This window comes from Brachyspira murdochii DSM 12563 (assembly GCF_000092845.1).
GTDB classification, from domain to species: domain Bacteria; phylum Spirochaetota; class Brachyspiria; order Brachyspirales; family Brachyspiraceae; genus Brachyspira; species Brachyspira murdochii.
In genome coordinates, this window is record NC_014150.1 from 189193 (window position 1) to 212421 (window position 23229).

Sequence of the window (23229 nt, forward strand, 5' to 3'; positions counted from 1 at the left end):
TTACATTCTTGACTGTTTATCTTTCCAAGCCTTTATAGTTCTTTCAACCTCATCTCTTGAATATGAAGTATTTTTTACTATCTCATCTGGTTTCCAGCCTTGCTTATACATTTTTATTATAAACTCTTCTTTTTTGCTGTCTACCTTACTATTTTTATCTTTTTTAGCAGAAGTTTTACTGCCTTTATCTGACATATATTTATCAGCATTATCAAGTAAAGTTTCTAAATACCTTACAAAATATTCAGCTCTTTCAAGATTTTTAACTATCGTTTTATCATAGTCATCATACTGATTTTTCATACGTACAAGATTCTCTCTTTGATTTTGTATCTCATCAATTATAACATCAAGCTCTTCCAATTTTGTTATAAAGATTTGAACTTTTTTATCATTTTTATCTATTTTAGCAAAATCTCTCTCTAAAGAGTAAATCTTATCCATAAAGTTCTTTCTAGTATCTTCAACATCAACCATAGCAGCTTTTATACTATCAACTCTCTCAAGTATAACCTCTGTTTCTATCTCAGCCTTTCTTATTTGCTGTAATACATCATCAGCATACTCTTCTTTATCTCTGATAAATGAAAGTTTATTTTCTATCTGAGAAGCTATATCTATGACAAGCTGTATGCCTTCTTCTGTATGTTCTATCATAGCATTGTTTTCTGCTATATTGACAAATCTTTCCTGAATCTCTCCAGACATATCCATAAGCATATTGACTTTTTCCTGAGTATCTTTCAAGCTGTCTTTTTCTTTTTTAATACTAGAAGCATAGTCTAATATATCATGATGCATTTTCTTCAAGTTTTCAAACTCAGACATAGTTTTTGCCATTTCTGCAGTTGCAGCTTTAGTATCTTTTACCAAATCATTTAATTTAGCGACATCACCTCTTATAGACTCTGCCATTTCTTTAGCATTATCAAATACTTTTACAGTATTCATATACTTTTGAATATCTGCTCCTATAGCATCTATTTTAGATTTCATAGCATCATACTCTAAAGATATATCATTAGTTTTTGAATCAAGCATTTTATCTATAGATGAAGCAGCATCATTCAATTTTGATTTTAAATCTTCTGTTTTATCTTCAAAATCTTTAAGTATAACATTTGTTTTCTCATCATAACTCAAATTAATACTTTCTAATCTAGCATCTATTTCTGAAGAATACTTAGTTATATCCTCTTCCAAAGCAGTAACAATATTTTTCATATTTGTAATTCTCGCATCATACTCATCTAAATTATCTGTATGAGCTTTGATTATTTCTTCTTTAGCATTTTGAACATACTCTTTAGCATCATTCATCAAAAGCGATAATGTCTGTTCCAAATTAGAATTAAGTCTTGCTATATATTTTTCATATTTTTCATTAGTAGTTTCTTCTATAGCATTAACATTTTCTTCTATAATGTTATTGGCATCTGCTATTCTCTCATTAACAGCTTCGGATATAGAATCCTGTAAAGCAGTTAAAGATTCACTTAGACTTTCATAATGAGCTTTTAAAGCATCAAATTCAGAACTTTTCTCTTCGAGTAAAGCCTCCATTCTACCTTTAACATTTTCTATTATAGAATCAACCTCTCCAACTTTAGTTTCTACAGTAGTTTTAGCATTATTTGAAAGCTCTTCCAATCTGGCATTAAACTTCTCACCTTGTTCCTCTATATCTTCAGAGTATGCATTAATTTTATCCTGAAGCTCTAAGGCTTTTTCCTCTATAAGAGATTTCAATTTTTCTAAAGAAGGTGCAAACTCATTTTGCAAATTATCCATCTGCTCTTCTACTGCTTTAAGTTTTTCTTTATTATCTTCTATTGAAATCACAAAATCATCTTTTATATTTAAAGCCTGTTTCAAATCTGCAACAACATCTTCTACAGAAGAAGTTATATTAGATTTAGTGTCATCTAATTCAGCATATAATGCTTCTATTTTTTCATTATATTCTTTATAAGTTTCTAAAAGAAGTTTTGAATAATCTTCCTGATTTTTATCCTGTCTTTCAGTATAGAACTTCTCAGTAGACAAGTACATTTCTTTTAATTTAGAAACTTCACTATTATGCATAGATTTAAGTTCATCAATAGCCTTTTCGCCTTCAGTACCTACTGACATTTTTAACTCACCGATAAACTCTTCCTGATAAGTGTCTATTTTCTTTTTAAAGCTTGTAATATTACTTTCAAGCTCTTTGTTCATATTATTGAAGGCAGCTGTAATTTTATTGTTAATATCATTTTCAATGCCTTCTATAGCACTTTTAACATCAGAAAATTTCTCAAACTTTTTCATCTCATTATTAATAAAGTTCTGTACAGCTTTAGTTATATTAGGTGCAAGTTCATTAGTTTCTTTTACAACAGCATCATTAAATGAGGCTACTAAATTATTAATAGATTCTTTAGCTTTATTTACATTTTCTGTTGTAAGTTTATTTTCTAAAGACTTAATATAATCTTCAGCATCTTTAACTTTAGTACTGAATGCTGCTTCTTTTTCTGCTATTTTGGCAGCAGCAACATTAGCAGCCTCCATTACAGCAGATGACAAACTGTCAATCTTATTGCGTATATTTATATCAGAGTTTTTAACCATATCCATTAGAGCTTCTCTTTCTCTGCGTACAGTTTCAACTTCCTGAGATATATGTTTTTGAGACTGACTTAGCATTCTAAGTTCATTTTCCTGCTCTTTAATATTAGCTTTTATAGTTCCAATTAAAGAGTTAATATCATTTTCAGCTTCGTCTATTTTATTTATAATATCTTTTACTTTATTATTTTCTAATTCATCTATTTGCTCTTTAGCACTTTCAACCTTATCATTAATATCTACAAGTATATCTACAGCCTCTCCTCTCAAATTATTAACCTCAGCAACTATAGCATCTTTATAGAATTCTTTTATTCTATCTGGTGAAGCATAAGCATCTTCAAAATGAACTATTCTAGCTTCAATACGTTTTCTAAACTCTTCATTTGATTCTTCAAATACTTTGATAATATCATCTCTGAATGAATCAGTAAGATATCTCAAATCTGTACCTATAGAATCATTTTGTATGCTTTCAAACATATCTATTACTTGTCTTCTCTCATCTTCAATCATAGAAACAACATCATCTCTGTTTAGAGTATCAAATGATATTTGATTTTTCAAAGCCTCTATACTATCAATAATATCTATTTTCTCCTGATTAAATCTGCTCATAGTTTCATCTTGCTCTTTTATAAGTTCAACTATAGATTTTCTAAAGTTTATAAACTCATTAACAAGTCTGTCTCTGTCGCCTTCAATAGAGCTCAAGGCATCACCTGAATAAATAGCACCGCTTTCATATTTGATTCTTATCTCATCTATTTCAGACATTAATCTGTCTCTTTCAGCCTGCAATGCTTCAGCTAAATCTTTAATATTAGCTATTCTGTCATTAAACTCATTTCTGAACTCTGTCATCTCTTTAGCAATACTTTCTTTGTATCTTTTAATACTTTCAGAGAAATCTTGCTCTAATATTTCAAAGTCATCTTTAATTCTAGCCCCATACTGCTGTGCCATATTGGCCAAGTCATTATGTGTAGGAACAGAACCTAATATCTCATCTCTTAAAGATACAAATTCATCTCTCAATTCATCTTTAAGACTTTCTTTTTCTTCTACAAATATTTGGCTTACATTATCCAAACTAGGTATATCTCTAAGAATATCCTCTTTCATCTCTAGTAATTTAGCCTCAACAGCTTCCTGCTCCTTAGATAAAACCTCAGCAACTGCTTCTACAGTAGAGTAGTTATCCTCTATGTTTTTCTTAAATGCCTCTAAAGTATCGTTTATTCTAACTCTTTCATCTTCTATCAATTTTTCAACATAAGAAGTATCTACCTTTCCAGCTTCCATATTTTTAGCAACTTCAGCTTTTGTACTTTCTATATCAGCAGTGATATTTGATTTATAGCTGTCTATTAATTTTTCTATATCTTCTTTTGATACAGATTTATCTTTTAAGTTATTAATTTCTTTTCTTATCTCATCAAATGAAGATTCTAAATTAACTCTTTCAACATCTAAAAGATTATTCAAATTATCCAAATACTCTTTTTTAACAGCCTCAAATCTTTCTTCTGCTGATAAGTATTCAACTCTTACAGCTGATTTGAAATGATCTAGTTCATTTATCAATTTTGCTTTCTCTTCTTCAAACATTTTAGCAAAATTTCTATTATCTATTTGATTATTAATAATCTCAGCTCTAAACTCTTCAAATTCATTAGCTCTGTCCACTCTTTCAGATACAAACAAGTCAGCAAGCTCATCCATATTAGGTACAGAATCTATTATTGTTTTCTTAAAGTCTTCAAAGTCATTCAAAAGCTGATTGTCTTTATGAGACACTTCGCTGCTTATTCTATCATAAACTTCTTTTCTAAACTCATCTAAAATATTTATTAAATCTTTTTTCTCTTTAGCCAATTCATTAGAAAGTTTCAATGTATTAGTATTAAGTTCATTATTTACTTTGCTTATATAAGATTCTAATGCCTTAATTTTTACATCCACTCCTTTATTAGAACTGTTAATATCCTCTTTTATAGATAGAATATTATTTTCCAAGTAATCTATAGTCTGTTTTCCTTCAGTTTTCAAAGCGTCATGAAGATTTACAACTTTAGATTTCACTTTATCCTCATACTCATTTAGTATAGAATCTAATTGCTCTCTGTACTTAGCTATATCATCATTTAAAGATCCCTGAATATCTTCTAAATATTTTATTCTGTCATCAAATGTATTAACCTGCGATTCTATATTAGAAATGCCTTCTTCCAATTTTGAATCTATTCTATCTTGAAGTTCTAATTGCCTGTCTGATATATTACCTTTTAATTCTTCTATCATAGACATTATTTCACTATAATGGTCATTGTTCAATACATTATCTTTAGCATTTTCTAAACTGTTTGTAATAGAATCATAGCTAGTATCTTTCCAAGAATTAAAATCTTTTTCTATAGAATCTATTTTAGTTTTTACTTCCATAAATGAATTATTAAAGTATAATTCTAATTCCTGTTTCAATACTCCGAAACTTGTAGATATAGTATCTCCGTAAAGCTCAACAACTTTATTTTCATCAGACCATACATCTTCAAAATATTCTACACGTTTTTCAAGCCTGTTTTTAAACTCTTTAGCATCTTTTTCTATATTGCGTAATAAATCATCTTTTATAGATACTACACTTTCATCAAAGTTATTGAAAATGTTATCTAATCTTCCTTCTAATCTGCTAAGCTCATCTTTATTGATGTAAGTTTTAGGCAAAGAGTTCATCATATTATTAAACTCTCTGAATATCTCTTCCTTACTTTCTAAAATTCTATCTTCTAATTTAGTAAAGTTTGACAATTGAGGAATGATATCTTCTTTAAGCTCTTCAAAACTATCACTTAGCTGTTTAAAGTTATCATAGATAATATTCATATCTTCATGAGTTATAACATCATCAGAATTATTAACAGAACTAATTATTTCCATATTAGCCATGTTATTTTTTAATTCTTCCAATTCTTCAGAAAGTCTTACAACCTCATCATTTATGCTGGTATCAACACCTTTTACCTTATCTTTTATTGCAGATAGATCATCTTCCAAATCTCCTATTTTTGAGAAGTCCTCTTTAAGAGTATTGAAAGACTCTTCCAATCTGTCTCTTTCTTCTATCAAATCATTGTAATTATGATTATCTCTTATAGATATAACTTCGTTTTTAAAATCATCTATGGCATTTGATATCATTGATTTATATTCTGACAAAGAAGATTCTAAATTAATAATACTATCTTCATTATTATGTATTCTAGCTGTCAATGTTTCCATCACATCATCTATAGAAGACTGTATTCTTGCTTTCTCAGAGTCGAGTAGGGTAGGTACTCTATCATCAGCTGCAGTTAATATATCATCTTTTAATGATTCAAATGATGCCTTTAAAGCCTCTACTTCCTTTATCAATAACTCTTTCTCATTGATAGAATACTGAAGCATATTATTTTTATCTAATACAGCATCTTTTATTTCATCTATAGATTTATCAAAATCCTTACTTAAAGTAAAGTATTTATTATCTATCTCTTCTTTTACATTATTTATTTCATCTATAAGAGATAGTTTAACATTTTCTATATCTTCTAGTATATCAGTTACAGAAGAAATTTTTTGGCTATATTTACCAAATAATGACAATATATGTTCATTATTTGATATAAAGTCATTAACCTGAGCTTTGAATCTTTCATCTATATTAGATTTTAAGTCTTCAAATTCTTCTGATAACTTAGATATTGAATTATAAAGCTCTTCTTTCTCTAAATCCATTCTATCTGAGACAAATCTAGCCTGAGTCTCTAACTGACCGTTAACTTCAGCTACTGAATTTTCTATAGCTTCCAATTTTTCAGATATATCCATCAAGCCGTTATAATCTATCTTATCTTTAAACTCATTATATAAATCGGATAATTCATTTTTAATATTTTCAAATGAAGATTCCTGTTTATCTCTAAGTTCAGTTTCATAAGAAGTTATTCTGCTTACTATCTCCTCTTCTTTATTTGCAAGTATATCATTAATTTGTACTTCCAAGCTATCAACTACATCTCTTAATTTTGCTTCAGAATCTTCTGCCATTTTAGATACTGCATTGTTTATGCTTTGATTCAAATTATTAAATGAATCATTTATCATAATATCCAAATTATATTTGTTTTTCTCAAGCTCTTCTAATCTTTCTCTTATATCGTTTTCTATTTTAGAAGAATACTCATTCAAATAATCATCTATATATGCTTTATTAGTATCAACTCTGGCTTTTTCTATTTCTATTTTTAAACTATTAGAATATTCATCCAAAGCATTTCTATTGCTTTCATAAGCAGATTCAAGCATTTTTGAGTAATCTTCATAGTTAGAAACAATATTTCTGCCTACATCTTCCAAATTTCTCATTATAGACTGAGTTTCATCTAATCTGTAAGATTCTATATGTTTTAATTCATCTTCGTATTTATTAACAGCATCTTCTATCATATTATTAAATCTATTAACATCAGAAGTTAATTTATTTTCTAATTCAGAAAGTCTGCTGTTTACAGAAGATAATTTTTCTTCTAAACGATTATTTATTTCACTCTCTTTTCCTAATATCTCATCTTTAATAGATGCTATCATTTTAGCAATGATTCCATTTTTCTTATCTTTAGAACTTTCTATAAAGCTGTCAATATTTTCTTTAGCTTCTTTTAGCTGCTCTAAAAGAACTGATAAATTATCATCTTTCCAAACGGATATATTGCTTTCTATTTCATTTACCTGATTTTGAATATTAGAAATAATTTCAGATTTAAAATCATCTACCTCAGGTCTTATAGCATTTTCATAAAGTTTCAAAACTTTATTAGGATTTGACCAAGTATCTTCAAAATAAGAAACTCTCTTATCCATTAAATCTTTGAACTCTTTATTTCCAGATTCTAATTCATCATATAAAGAATATAATTTTTCTCTGTCATCATCAAACAAATCTCTTGAAACTGTATTATCTTCAAGCGTATCTAGTTTTTCTTCCAAGCTGTATTTGAAATCTGATAACTCTTCAAACAATTTATCAACATCGCTTCTTAAATTAGAATCAACACCATCTAAATTGCTTTTTAATGTATAAACTTCGCTTTCTAAATCATAGAGTCTTTCAAACTCTTCTCTTAAAGAATTAAATGTATCTTCCAATCTCGCTTTTTCTTCTTCTAAAACTTCTACAGCATCATTATTTTTAAGTTCATCTAATTCATATCTTAATGTTTCTATATTTTCTAATATAGTATTTTTGAACTCTTCAGTATTATTATTAGAACTGTTAAATTTTTCTAATATTTCATTTGTAAACTGATTAAATGATTCTTCAAATTTTTCTCTCTCTTTATCAAACATAGAAGGTATATCTTCTCTATTAGATCTTAATATATCATCTTTGAAAGCAATAAAATCATCTCTTAACTTTTGAATCTGATCATTATTTAATACTATAGTCTCAAGATTAATTAATTTGTCATCAAAGTATTTTCTCAAATTATCATATCTTTCATTAACAGAAGATATTCTTGCATCTATCTTTTCATGCAAGTCCCTTATTCTATCTTCAAATATGCTTATATAACTTTGATTATTTTCCAAGTCATATATTTTTCTCTCTAAAGCATCATATTTATCTTCAACATTAAGCAGCTTAGTGTCTATTCTTCCATAGAAGTCTTTTACCTTATCTTCAATTTTATGAATATAGTTTTCACCGTAAATAACTTCATCTGCTTTTTTCTCTATTCCTTCTATAGTTTGAGATAGTTTTTCATTTGAAGTTTCTTCAAACTTACTCATAGATTCATTAAATCTAGTTTCCAAATCATTAAAAGAAGATTTTAATATATTGTTAAGCTCTTCTTTAGCCTCATTCAATACATTCATCTTATCTGATATTTGATCTTCCAATTTTGAAGAATACTCTTTCAAATAATTATCAATATATTCTCTTTCATTAGATAGATGTTTATCTTTTATTTCTGATAAAGCATTATCTATTTCTTCTTTAATAGAGTTAGAATACTCTTTTAATGAGTCTAATGAATTATCATAAACTTCATTTATAAGTTTAGAATAATTTTCATAAGAAGATTTTATCTCTTTACCCACATTATCTATATCATCTAAAAGTTTATTATTCTCATCTAGTCTGTAATGTTCTATATTCTTTATCTCTTCATCATATTTTTCAACAGCCTCATTTACCATATTATAAAGTTTTTCCAAATTACCACTTATGTCATCATTTAATTTGTTATCCATAATAGATAATCTGTTCTCTATATCATTTACTTTACCTTCTATATTTTCATAGATGTATTTTTCTTTCTCATCTATTTTTGACAATAGATTACTTACTATCTCTTCGCCTTTTACTTCAGAATCATTTAAATAATTAGATATGCTTTCTCTAGCCTCATCTAATTGTCTAACTAATTCATCAATCTGACCTTCTTTCCAGAGAGATATATCATTATCTATAGATTCGATTTTACTTTTTAAATAATTTATAGAATTTTCAAATTTAATCTCGTTATCATTTCTGATATTATCCAACTGTTCTCTTATGTCAGTAGAGAAAATACTTTTTAACTTACTGCTGTCTGACCAAGTATCTTCAAAGAAATCTATACGTTTTTCAAGTCTGTATCTGAATTCTTTATTATCATCTTTTATCTGATTAAATAAATCTGTTAATTTTTCTTTCTCTTTATCAAATAAATATGATACAAACTCATTAACTTCATCTTTTCCAGAAGCTGAAGATAATTCCTCTTTTATAGAAGATAATTTACTGTCTAATTCTTCTTTTTCAGCAGCGATAATATTTTCTAATTCTGATGACTTAAGAATATTATCTTCTATTCTTCCTCTAACATCATCTATACTTGAATCCAATTTATTTACTTGTGAAGTTAAAGTATCCAATTCTAGAGAATATTCATCTAAATCTCTTATAATATCATCTTTTATTCGGCTCTCAAAATCAGAAAGTTTATCTGATAAAGCTTTTACTTCATCTTTTAAGAACACATCAGTATCTGACATATTCTCCTTTAATTGATATAAATTACTTTCTAATTTCTCTAATTTAGCAAAATCATTTTTTATAGCATTAAAGGATTCTTCTAATGCCTTCTTCTCTAAAGATAACTGTTCTATAGTATTATCTTTTCTAACGGCATCTAGTTCTGCTTCTAAATTATCCAACTTCTCTAGTAAATCTAACTTATCTGATGAAATAATATCTTTTAATCTGTTCACTTCATCATCTGACGAATCTACTCTTTCTATAACAGCACTAGTAAACTCTTCAAATACATGTTCGATTTCTTTCTTCTTATCTTCAAATATAGCTGGTACTTCTTCTGTATTAAATCTTAAAGATGCTTCTTTGAAAGTTTCAAAATCTTTTCTCAAAGATTCTAAACTTTCGATTAAATCATTTTTCTCTTTATTATGCAGCGTTAATACATTATCTTTTTCTAATATAGAGTTTTTAATTATCTCTACAGCATCATCAAAATCATTACTTAAAGCATCGTACTTATATCTGATAGCATTAGTTTCTTCTTCCAATCTATCTGTAACAGATTTTATTTCATCATCTAAAGCAGACATATATTTATTAAATAATACAGATTCTGTTTCTTTCTCTAACTTATCAATAGCTTCTAAAACTTTTTCATTAGTTTCATATTCAAATCTTGTTACAGCATCATTAAAGCTGTTTTCCAAATTATTGAAAGATTCTCTTACCATATTATCTAATTCTTCTTTAGTCTCATCAAGTATTAACATCTTTTCTGATACCTGATTATCTAACTTTAATGAATATTCTCTCAAATACTCATCTATATAATTTTTCTCATTAGATAAATGTTTTTCCTCTGATTCTTCTCTTGCTTTCTCTATCTCTTCTTTTACTAGAGATGAATAATCCTTCAAAGAATTAAGTGAATTAGTATAAACTTCTTCTATTAACTTTGAATAATGTTCATAACCGTTCTTTATATCTTCTAAAAGTTTGCTGTTTTCTTCATCTCTTAAACTCTCTATATTTTTTATCTCTTCATCATATTTACTTACAGCATTATTTAACATAGTATGGAGATTTTCTAAATTAACACCTATATCATCACTCAATCTCAAATCTGCTTCTGATAATCTGTTCTCTATAGAAGATATTTTTTCATCTAATTTAGCATAGATACTCTTCTCTTTGATTTCTATTTTTGACAATATATCTGAAAGTAATTCTTCTGCTTTTGAATCTGAATTTTCTATGTAGCTTGATATGCTATTCTTAGCCTCTTCCAACTGTGATAATAATTTATTAATATTATTATCTTTCCAAGAAGATATATCACTTTCCATAGAATCCATTTTTTCTTTTAGCTCATTAATAGAGTTCTCAAATTTTAATTCTGTATCAGATTTTACATTTTCTATTTCACTTCTTATATCTGAAGCAAATAAACTTCTTATTCTAGCACTGTCAGCCCAAGAATCTTCAAAATATTCTATACGTTTCTCAAGTCTATTTCTGAACTCAGTATTATCATTATTAACTTTATTGAATAGCTCATCTAATTTTTTTACTTCTTCATTAAATAATGATTCTATTCCTTCATTTTTTCCAGACATAGAAAGCAAATTCTCTTTTATAAGAGATAATTTATTTTCTAATTCTTCTCTGTCTTTAGAAATAGCATTTTCTAATTCCTCTGATTTATTTAAAGAATCCTGTATATTTTCTCTTATAGCTTCTATATAACTATTTAAAGTATCTACATTAGTATTAAGATTGCTCAAATCATTGGAATAATCTTCCAAATCTTTAGAAACATCTTCTCTGATTCTGTAATCAAGTTCTTCTAATTTAGAAGATAAATCTTTAACTTCATCTCTTAAATTTATATCAACATCTGACATATTATCTTTTAATTGATACAAATTAGACTCTAACTCTTCTAATTTAGTAAAGTCATTTTTAATAGCATTAAATGATTCCTCTAATGCTGCCTTTTCTAAAGACAATCTACTTATAGTATCATCATCTCTTAAAGCATATAGTTCATCTTTTAAATTTTCTATTTGTTCTAAAATTAAAGTTTTATCTTCATAAAGCAAATCTTTAATATAATTAATATCACTTTCTGAAGTATTTACTCTATCTAAAAGAGTAGTAGTAAATTCTTCAAAAGCATTTTCTACTTTTTGTTTTTCTTCTTCAAATAATGAAGGTATTACTTCTTTAGCTGATTTTAATACTTCCTCTTTGAAACTATCAAAATCATTTTTAATATCATCAATTCTTGAAGATAAAAGCTCTTTTTCTGAAGCCTGAAGTTCTATAAGCTCATCTCTATCAAGGATAGATTCTGTTACTTTATCTAATGCTTCAGAAACATTTTTACTATTAGCCTCAATCTTATCTGACATATTTACCAAATCAGCATCTATTTTCTGATTAATTTGAGATATTTCATTTTCTATTTTTTTGTAAATAATGCCTAACTGTTCTGTTAGATAAGCACTGTATTCATTTTTATCAAATATGACTGTTTTGGCATCGTTTTCCAACTTTTTGATAACTTCCAAAAGTTTACTGTTAGATTCTTTTTCAAATTTAGATATAGCATTCTGCATATCTGCCTCTAAATTTCCAAATGAATCTTTAACCATATTTTCCAATTTTTCTTTAGCATTATTTAATACATCGATCTTTTCCGATACTTTATTATCTAATTTAGAAGAATAATTTTTCAAATATTCATCTATGTAATTTTTTTCATTAGATAAATGTTTTGATTCAGATTCTTCTCTTGCTTTCTCTATCTCTTCTTTTACCAAATTAGAATAATCTGTTAAAGAATTAAGAGAATTATTATAAGTTTCATTTATCAAATTAAAATAATTATCATAACTAGCTTTTATATCATCTACAAGTTTTTTAGAATCCTCTAGAAGTTTATTAGCTTCCAAAGCTCTATAATTTTCTATATTTTTTATCTCTTCATCATATTTGCTTACAGCATTATTTAGCATAGCATGAAGATTTTCTAAATTAACTTCTATATCATCATGAAGTTTTGAATCAGTTTCAGATAATCTGCTTTCTATAGATGATATTTTCTCATCTAATCTGGCATAAATATTTTGTTCTTTTTCTTCAATCTTTGCTAATACTTCAGATACAAGTTTATTTTTACTATCTTCTGTAGTATCTAAATAATCAGATATATCTCTCTTAGCATTTTCAAGCTGATGTAATAGCTCATTGATATTACCTTCTTTCCAAACAGATATATCATTATTTATAGAATCTATTTTATTATTTAGCTCATTAAGATAATTTTCAAATTTAAGTTCTGTTTCTTTCTTAACTTCTTCAAGTTCATTACGCATCTCAGAAGCATATAAACTTCTTATTTTAGTACTGTCTGACCAAGTATCTTCAAAATAAGTTATGCGTTTTTCTAATCTGTCTCTGAAATCTATACTGTCTTTTTTGAAATCTTCAAATAATTTATCTAATTTTTTAGCTTCACTTCCAAATAAGCCTTCTATATCTTTATTATTTCCTAATATGTTAGTTAGGTTTTCTTTTAATGAATCTAATTTATTTTCTAAGTCTTCTCTGTCTTTTAGAATATTATTTTCTAATTCCAATGATTTATCTATAGAGTTTTGTATTTCATTTCTGATATTTTCTATATCACTGCTTAAATTATCATAATTAGATATTATATCTTTTTCTATATAGTCTTTATCTTCAGATACTCTTTGCTCTAAGCTATCAAAACGGCTGGATAAACTTTTTACTTCATCTTTTAGGCTTATATCAGTATCTTCCATATTATTTTTTAATTCATACAAATGGTTTTCTAAATCTTCCAATTTTGAAAAATCATTCTTAATAGAATTGAAAGACTCTTCCAATGCCTGTTTTTCCAAACTAAGCTGACTTATAGTATCATCTTCTCTTAAATTATCTATCTCTTCTTTCAAGCTGTCTATTTTTTCTAATAAAGATAATTTATCTTCTGATAATACATCTTTCAGATAATTTATATCACTTTCTGAAGTATTTACCCTATCTAATAAATTGCTTGTAAATTCTTCAAAGGCATTTTCTATTCTCTCTTTTTCCTCTTCAAATATGGCAGGAATATCATCTCCATTAAATATAGAGCCTTTTATCATATCCAATGTTTCTTCAAAATCTATATTCAATGATTTGTATTTTTCTTTTAATTCTGATACTTCTTTATCTAGTCTTGAAGATACATTATATATCTCATTATCTATTTTAGAATTAATAGACTGTAAATGACTGTCTAATTCTGATATGTATTCTTTATAATTGAATAGTCTGTCAGAAACTTCTGATTCTAATTTAGACATAACACTATCTATTTTACTGTCTGCTTCAGAGTTAAGTTTGGCAATAGCTTCATTCAAGTTAGTGTTAAGAGCTTCAAACGAATCTCTTATCATATCATCTAATTGAGTTTTACTATCATTTAATATGCCTATCTTTTCATTTATCTGATTATTTAATCTATCTGAATACTCTTTTAAATATTCATCTATATAATTTTTGTCAACATTAGAGCCTTTATTTTCTGCTTCTTTTCTAGCTTTTTCTATCTCTGATTTTATTCTATTAGTATACTCTGATAATGAAGATAAAGAATCTTTATATGTATTATTTATAAGTTTAGAATAATAATCATAGCCTGATTTAATATCTTCTAACAGTTTAGAACCTTCCTCTGTTCTATGATGTTCTATATTTTTTATCTCTTCATCATATTTGTTTACAGCATTATTTACTATAGATTGTACTTCTTCTAATCCTCTGGCTATATCATCTGATACTTTAGTATCTACAATAGACAATCTATTTTCTATCTCTTCTATTTTGCTGTCTATTTTTCCGTAGATAGAGTTCTCTTTCGCTTCTATTTTTGAAAGTATATCAGAAATTAATTCTTCTTTTTTACCTTCTGTAGAATTTAAATATTCTTCTATATTTTCTCTAGCTGTTTCTAACTCTTCTAACAAATCATTAATGCGTACATCTTTCCAGCTTGATATATCCTTATCTATACTTTCTATCTTATAGCTTAAATCATTAAGATAGTTTTCAAATCTTTTTTCTGCTGCATTTTTTACTTCTTCAAGTTCATTACGCATTTCTGACGCATATAAACTTCTTATCTTAGTACTATCTGACCAAGTATCTTCAAAATAAGTTATGCGTTTCTCTAATCTGTCTCTGAAATCTATACTATCTTTTTTGAAGTTATTAAATAATTCATCTATTCTTTTTACTTCATTAGAAAATAAACCTTCTACTGTTTCATTATCGCCTAATATATTTATTAAACTTTCTTTTAGAGAATCAATTTTATTTTCTAAATCTTCTCTATCTTTTAGAATATTATTTTCTAGTTCTGATGATTTATTTATAGACTCATTTACAGCATTTTTTATTATATCAATATCTTTATTTAAAGCTGATATATTATTGCTTATATTTCTGTCTATATAGTCATTATTTTCATTTATTTTATTTTCAATATCTGCAAATTTACTTGACAAATTGGCAACTTCATCTTTCAAATTAACGTCTGTAGTATACATGTTATTTTTTAATTCATGTAAGTGATTTTCCAAATCTTCTAATTTAGAGAAATCATTTTTTATAACATTAAAAGACTCTTCTAATGCCTGTTTTTCTAATGCCAATTTATTTACTTTATCCTCTTCTTTTAAAGTTCTTATTTCAGACTTTAAATCATCTATCTTTTCTAATAATGAAAGTTTATCCTCTGACAATGCATCTTTAAGATAATTAATATCATTTTCAGAATTATTTACTCTGTATAATAAAGCATTAGTAAATTGTTCAAAAGCATTTTCTATTTTTTGTTTTTCTTCATTAAATAGAGCAGGTATATCTTCCTTTCCTGCATTAATAGCTTCTTCTTTAAAAGTATTGAAATCATTTTTAATCTCATCTATTTTACTTAATAAAAGTTCTTTTTCAGATGTATGCAAATCCATAAGTTCATCTCTATCAAGAATAGAACCTTTTATCATATCCAATGATTCTTCAAAATCTATGCTAAGTTCTTTATATCTATTTTTTATATCAGATATTTCACTATCTAGTTTTGAAGATACATTGTATATCTCATTATCTATTTTAGAATTAAGAACTCTTAAACTATCTTCCAACTCTGCAACATAATTATTATAGTCTAATAATTTTTCAGAAGCATCTCTCTCTAATCTTTCAAGAGTAGCATTAATTTTTATATCAGCTTCTTCATTAAACTTAATTACAGCTTCATTCAAGTTATTATTAAGAGTATTAAATGATTCTCTTATCATATCATCTAATTGATTTTTAGTATCATTTAATACATTTATTTTTTCATTAACCTGATTATCTAATTTTAATGAATATTCTTTTAAATACTCATCTATATAATTTTTTTCATTATTAAGATGTTTAGCTTCTGTTTCTTTTCTAGCTTTTTCTATTTCTGCTTTTATTCTGTTAGTATACTCTGATAAAGAAGACAAAGAATCTTTATAAGTATTATTTATCAGTTTAGAATAATAATCGTAACCTGATTGTATATCCTCTAACAGTTTAGAACTTTCTTCAGATCTATGATGTTCTATATTTTTTATCTCTTCATCATATTTATTTACAGCATTATTTACTACAGATTGTATTTCTTCTAAACCTCTGGCTATATCATCTGATACTTTGCTGTCTACTACAGACAATCTATTTTCTATCTCTTCTATCTTGCTGTCTATTTTTCCATAAAGAGAGTTTTCTTTTTCTTCTATTTTTGAAAGTATATCAGATAATAATTCTTCTTTCTTACCTTCAGAAGATTCTAAATAACTATTAATATTTTCTTTAGCTTTTTCTAACTGTTCTAAAAGCTCATTAATGCGTACATCTTTCCAGCTTGATATATCTTTATCAAGAGCATCAATTTTTTCTTTGAAATCATTGATATATTCATCTCTCCAAGAAGCTGCATCATTATTAATAGTTTCTATTCTACTATTCAAATCATTAAGATAATTTTCTAGTTTTACTTCAGTTTCTGCTTTTATGCTGTCTAATTCATCTCTTAAATCAGCTGCATACAAACTTCTTATCCTGTTGCTATCAGACCATATATCCTCAAAATAATCAATACGTTTTTCTAATCTGCTTCTAAACTCAGCATTATCAGTTTTGAAGTTATTAAATAATTCATCTAATTTTTTTACTTCTTCAGTAAACATATTTTCTATATTTTCATTTTTACCTAATACAGTAAATACATTATCTTTTATTGAAGTAAATTTATCATCAAGTTCAGAAGATTTACTTATAGAATCTTTTATACTGCTTTTAATATTGTCTATATTTTCAAATAAATTATCATTGTCTGCAGCAACTTTTAATTGGAAATCTTCAAATCTATCGTTTAAATGATAAAAATTGCTTTCCAAATCGTTCAATTTAGAGAAATCATTTTTTATAGCATTAAAAGAATCTTCCAAAGACTGTTTATCTAAAGCAAGCTGAGCTATAGTATTATCTTCTCTTATTGATTCTATATCTCTTTTAATATTTTCAACTTTTTCTAGGAAAGAAGCCTTATTTTCAGATATAGCATCTTTTACATTATTAATATCATTTTCAGAATCTACCATTCTATCAAGTATTGCAGTAGTGAAATCTTCAAATGCCTTTTCTATCTTTTCTTTTTCCTCATTAAATAGGGTAGGGATATCCTCTTCATTAGCCTTCAATAATTCATCTTTGAAAGTATCGAAATCTGTTCTCAAAGTTTCCATCTGTTCAGATAAAAGTTCTTTTTCTGATGAATGAAGCTCCATAAGCTCATCTCTGTCAAGAATAGAACTTTTTATCATATCTAAGGCTTCATCAAAATCAGTACTCAAATCTTTATATTTTGTTTTCACATCAGATATTTCACTGTCTAATTTAGAAGAAATATTATAAAGTTCATTGTCTATTTTTGCACTAATGGCTCTTAATTGTTCTTCCAAGTCTGACATATATTTCTGCTCACTGAACAATCTTGCTGCTGCTTCTCTCTCTAATCTTTCAACAACAGAGTATATTTGAGTGTTTGCTTCTTCATTAAATTTAGATATAGTATCATTCAAATTAGCATTAAGAGTGCTGAATGAATCTTTTATCATATCATCTAACTGAGCTTTACTTTCAGTTAATATACTCAATTTATCATTAACATGAGCTTCTATTTTTTCAGAATAATCTAGTAAATAATCATCTATATAGTTTTTTTCATTAGCTAAATGTTTCTCTTCGGATTCTGCTCTTGCTCTTTCTATTTCTTTTTTAATATTATCAAGATGAGTTTCTAATTCTGCCACAGCATCTTCATAAATTTTATCTATCATTATAGAATATTCTTCATAATCTTCACGTATACTGTTGCCCAAATCTTCCATATCAGATATTAAATCTTCAGCCTCATTTGCTCTATGATGTTCTATTCTTTTTATTTCTTCATCATATTTTGCAACAGATTCATTTATTCTATTATGAATACTTTCCAAGCTATTTCCTATAGCATTATTTAATTTTTCATCTATATCAGAAAGTTTATTTTCAGCATTTAATATTTTTTCATCTATACGAGAATATATTTCACTTTCTTTATTTTCTATACTGCTTAGCATATCGATTAAGAATTGATTTTTCTTAGATTCTGAAGTGTCTATAAAGCTTTCTATTCCTTTTCTTGCATCTTCTAACTGAGCAAGTAAAGTATTCAAATTACCATTTTTCCAATCATATATATCCTCTTCAATTAGTTTCATTTTTTCTTTTAATTGAGCTATATGATTGTCATACTTAACATCAGCTTCTTTTCTTATGTTTTCAACTTCTTCTCTTATATCTGAAGCATATATACTTTTTATTCTAGTATTATCAGACCATACGTCCTCAAAATAAGATATACGTTTTTCTAATCTGTCTTTAAAGTCTTCATTATTAGAAGCTAAACTTTCAAATATAGAGTTTAATCTTTCTTTTTCATTATTGATTAATAACTCAACTTCATTTCTATCCAACAAGCTGGATATATTATTTTTAACAGTTTCAAAATTTTTATTAAGATTTTCTATATCTTTATATAGACCATTTGAATCTTTTTCTATCTTTTCCTCTAAATTATCTCTGAAACTTTTTAATTTATCAGATAAATCTTTAACATCATCTTTTAATCCGCTGTCAATTCCTTCCATTCTGTTTTTAAGAGAAACAAAATCTTTTTCCAAATCCATTATTTTATCAAAATCATCTCTTAAAGCAGTTAAAGAGTTTTCAAGAACAGCCTTTTCTTCAGATAAAACAGTTACAGTATTATCATCTTTTATATCATCAACATCTTTTCTTAAAAGTTCTATTTGAGATATTAAATGACTTCTCTCTTCAGATAATACATCTTTTATATAATGTATATCACTTTCATTATCAGTAAGTCTCATAAGTAGGTTCTTACTAAACTCATCAAACATTCTTTCTATTCTTTCTTTTTCTTCATCAAATAGGGCAGGTATCTCTACTTCATTTGTTCTTACTATATTATCTTTAAATAGTTCAAACTCTTCTTTTATATCTTCTATCTGATTTTTAAGAAGTTCTCTTTCGCTGTCATGTAGGTTTATCAATTCCGCTCTATCTATTATAGAAGATTTAATTTCTTCCATTCTGTTATTAACATCTTCATTACTATCTGAAATATTAGACTTTATCTCATCTATCTGTTCAGACAATGTTTCTTTTATAGTTTCTATGATATTAGAGATATCATTCATTTTTTCTAGTCTGATTTCATGATCGTCTAATATAGCAAGTACATTTTCATTATTAGAAATTAATTTATCTGCCTGTTCTCTTAATCTATCATCAACATTATCTTTTAATGATATAAACTCATTTCTCAAATCTTCTAATGTTAGACCAAGACTATCTCTAACTTCAGCTGCTGTATTAGATATAACTTTTTCAGCATGCTTTTTAATTTTAGCAATAGACTGCAATGCTTTCTTATGATTAGCTTTTCTTATTTTAGCTAATATTTTAGAAAAACCGCTGTATAAAGTATTGAATGAATCATTAAGCTCTTCATTTAGGCGATTAACCTCATCATCTATTTTTGAAGATGCTTTATTCAAATAATCATCTATATAATTAGCTTCATTAGTAAGATGTTTAGCTTCAGATTCTTCTCTTGCTTTTTCTATTTCATCTTTCAAAGTATTCACATACTCATTTAAAGAAGTTTTTTCTTTATTGCAGAGTTCTTCAAGCATATTAGTATACTGTTCATAATCTTTTCTTATGCCAGCACCTATATTTTCTACATCCTCTATAATGCTTTTATTTTCTTCAAGTCTGTAAGTTTCTATTTCTTTTATTTCATCCTGATATTTAGCTATAGCATTATCTATTAATAATTTAAGTTCATCTAATTTTTTAGAAGTATCATATTCTATATTTGTAAATATAGTCTCTGTTCTTTTAGCAATTTCATCTTTTTTATCTGCTATATAAGAATTCATTTCTCCTGTTTTAGCATCAACAACAGACTGCATATTATTAGCATTATCAATTATTTCACTAATTCTCTCGCCTAGATTTTCTATACGCATTTTATATTCATCTGTCATTAAAGAAGCATGGTGCTTTAATTCTTCATAATCATCTTTTAGATTATTAGAATACTTCTCAAGCATAGCATGATATTCAGCACTTATAGCATTCAAATCAGCTCTTCTTTCATCTAATACACCATCAATTTTTTTATCCAAAGAATTATATTTATCTTCTATATCAGACATTAATTCTTTTTCTTTATCTTCAGCATTTTCATACACTTTATTTATTGTACGTTCAAAAGCATCTCTTCCATTTTCAACTCTATGCAAGATGTCTTCAATTTCATCTTTTATTTTATTCATACTCTCTCTTTTTTCATTTAAAAGAGTATCAAATGAATCTGTAGCCTGACGAAGTTCATCATGAAGCATATCAGCTACTTCTTTTTTAGTTTCTTCATTGAATTTTATATTTTCATCTATAGCAGTGTCTACTTTATTTCTAAAATCATCTAAAGAATTTTCTATACTGCTCATTAAAGCATCATGTCTTTTTTCGCTTTCATCAACCTGACTTATAACAGAATCTATACTGTCAGTTATAGCTTTCATTTTAGTTTGCTCATAATCATCTAAAACAGTTTTTAAATGAGATTTCAAACTATCTATATATGCATCGCTGTAGTCAGATATTTCTTTTTTAATACCTTCTATTCTGTCTTCAGCATCTTTCATTCCTATATCCAATTTTTCATTGGCTCTGCTTACCAAACCGTTAATTTCTACTGAAGTTTTTTCTAATATTTCCAAACGTTTTTCTATATTATCTTTTATATTAGATTCTGTTTCTTTACTTAAAGTATCTATATCAGAAGAGGCTTTATCATACTGCTCTTTTAAACCTGATAATTTTTCGTCTATTGCAGTTAAATCAGAAGATGTATTTTTTATGTATGTATTAATATTTTCTTCCAACTCATTTTTAACAGTAGCAAATAATTTTTCTATTTCATTTACTCTGTCATTAGCCTGAGTTTCTAAATCTTTATATAAATACTCTTTCTGAAGACTTAAAGAGTCAAGTATTTCTTCCTGTTTATTATTAAGTATAGATATTATTTCAGAAGTTTGATAATGAGTTTCATCTATTTTATCTTTTAATATGTTAGTTTCTGTTTCAACATCATTTCTAAGCTCATTAATTTCCGCTATTAAAGAACTTCTGGCATTATCTATAGAATATTCCATATCATCTTGAGCTCTTGTTAGAATATCATCTTTTAATTTATCTATATCATTAATAATATCCTCAAATCTGCTTTCAGCTCTAAGCATAGTTTCTTCGCTCATACCATCTATAGATATGATTAAATCATTAAGTTCTTTAGTTTTGTTTCTATAAAGAGTTATAACGCCGTCATCTTCATTTTCAAGAACATTTTTTATATGATTGGAGAAATTCTCTACTTCTGCTATAAATCTGTTATTTATATCATCTTTTAATACTGAAAACTCACTTTCTAACTGATGAGCTTTCTCAGCATAATCTTTGCTTATATAATCAGCTTTATCTTTTATATCATCTATAGATTTTTCCAAAGAGTGTGCCTTTTGTTCTATTGAATCCAAAAACTCTTCTCTGTCCATACTTATTTTTTCAAGACCTTCTTTTAGGGTAGAGTAGAGCATCTCTTTAGTTTTTTCCATTTCATCTTGGAACTCTAATACACTGGATTCTGTTATAGAGTTTAATCTGTCATGTATAGTATCTCTTAAATTATTTAATTCTGTTTCAAGTCCGTCTTTAGACTGACTTAAAGTTTCATAACGATTTTCTATATCTTTAGATTTAACATCAATTTCATCAGCAAATGATGAATATTTATTTATAAGTTCATCTCTTCCTTTTTCAAATAATTCTGCAAGCTGTTCTATATTATGACGAGCTGTTCTTTCAGCAAGCTGAGTAAGCTGATTTGTAAACAATTCTTCTTTTTTAGCAACATGAAGTTTGAATTCCTCTGCAAGAGCAGATATTTTTTCTTTTTCCTGTTCCGCCATAGTACTATAATGTGCATCTCTAGCTAATAAATTAGTAGTAAGAGCATCAAATCTCTTATAGAGTTCACTTTCAAACTCATTTAATTTAGAATTATAAGATTCTATTAATTTATCCTGTATAGATCCGACATTTTTTTCTAATTCTGACATTTTAGCCTTAACATCAGATATTCTTTTATACGTTTTTTCTATAGTATTACGTTCTTTTAATACAGTATCTACTTTATTAAGTATCTCCAAATAAGCCTCTTCAAGAGAGTCAACCTGTTCCTGATACTGAGACACTGCTGCTTTATAGTCTTTATATGATTCTATTCTTTTATTTAGTTTAGCTATATCCTCTTCCATAGATTTACTTATAAAACCAGCCTTTTTAACTGCTATTTCCAAATCTATAGCATTATCTCTAACCTCAGAAATTTTCTCTTCTACAATACCTTCTAAAGCAGCTTTCTCTTCAGCAAATATATCGCTAAAATTATTATCGCTATAATTTTTTTTCCTATTGATTACGCTATAAATACCGATAAATAATAGAGGTACAACAAAAGTTAGTATTAATTGAAGAACAGGGTTCATAAGAAAAACTCCGTAAGTATAGTATATTAACATAATTCTATATTATGTTAATGTATATGTCAATAGTATTTGCATGTTTTAATTTCTACGTATAGTAAAATTCTTATAAAAAAATAAATTTTTTTAATAAATTGCAATTGCATTCTATTATATTATTGCAATGTATAATATGATACTTATCATTAAAATACAAATCAATAAATATTTACACTGTTTTATTTCTCAGTATTTTATTTTATAATTTTACTC

The 23229-nt window shown here is 26.6% G+C and carries 1 protein-coding gene; it reads right to left on the reverse strand.

Annotation, left to right across the window (positions count from 1 at the left end):
* Nucleotides 1-22980, reverse strand: coding sequence for a SpiroCoCo family coiled-coil protein (locus BMUR_RS00770; RefSeq protein WP_013112688.1), 22980 nt, complete (start codon nucleotides 22978-22980; stop codon nucleotides 1-3).
* Between the last annotated feature and the right edge of the window lie 249 nt (nucleotides 22981-23229).

Excerpts from the sequence above, each read along its gene's own strand:
- BMUR_RS00770 (WP_013112688.1), bottom strand. The coding sequence starts at position 22,980 with ATGAACCCTGTTCTTCAATTAATACTAACTTTTGTTGTACCTCTATTA.